Annotated in this window: 2 pseudogenes; both read left to right on the top strand. The window is 41.8% G+C overall.

The features are described from left to right. Positions 1–377: pseudogene (locus A3739_RS29570) on the top strand (hypothetical protein); the annotation flags it as partial. A gap of 48 nt (positions 378–425) precedes the next feature. After that, a pseudogene (locus A3739_RS31345) lies at positions 426–542 on the top strand (helix-turn-helix domain-containing protein); the annotation flags it as partial. Between the last annotated feature and the right edge of the window lie 114 nt (positions 543–656).

Raw genomic sequence — 656 nt, 5'->3', positions numbered from 1 at the left:
GCCGCTTTAGGGAAGACTTATACCATCGTTTGAACGTCTTCCCTGTTCAATCCCCAGCTCTTAGAGAACGCCATGGTGATATCCCATTGCTTATTGAGTTCTTTACGAAGCAATGGAAAAGCAAAATTGGCATTGATGAAGTCCGGTATTCAGATCAAGCAATGCAAATACTGAATGAATATGCGTCGCCTGGAAACGTGCGAGAGCTTGAAAATATGGTGGCGCGAATCCTTGTAACGGAACAAAGTCGCTCAAACGACAAACAAGTCCTTTACCTTAACGAGCGCAGCATCCCGATCAGCACTGAGCAAACTAATAGCGCGTTCAATAGAACAATCGTAATCTCGAACGAAACGGACTCTCACAATACTGATTAAGGCACTGAGGGCACGACACTATAAGAACAAACCCAAGAGTTTCAGCGCAAGCTAATTAAAGAAGCTCTTTCAAGAAACGATAACAACTGGTCAAAGACAGCAAAACAGCTTGGTGTAGATAGAGCGAATCTAGCCAGACTAGCGAAACGTTTGATGATGAGATAAGTCCGGTTAGCTTATACATAAAACGTGATGCAATCGCTTAACTTATTGAATTACAAACATGCATTTGCAGTGTTATAGTTTTTAATGAATGATCATTGAAGGGATTTACCGATG

Source organism: Oleiphilus sp. HI0067 (assembly GCF_001635735.1).
The sequence above is the reverse complement of the archived record's forward strand: the minus strand, read 5'-3'. Positions and strand labels throughout refer to the sequence as shown.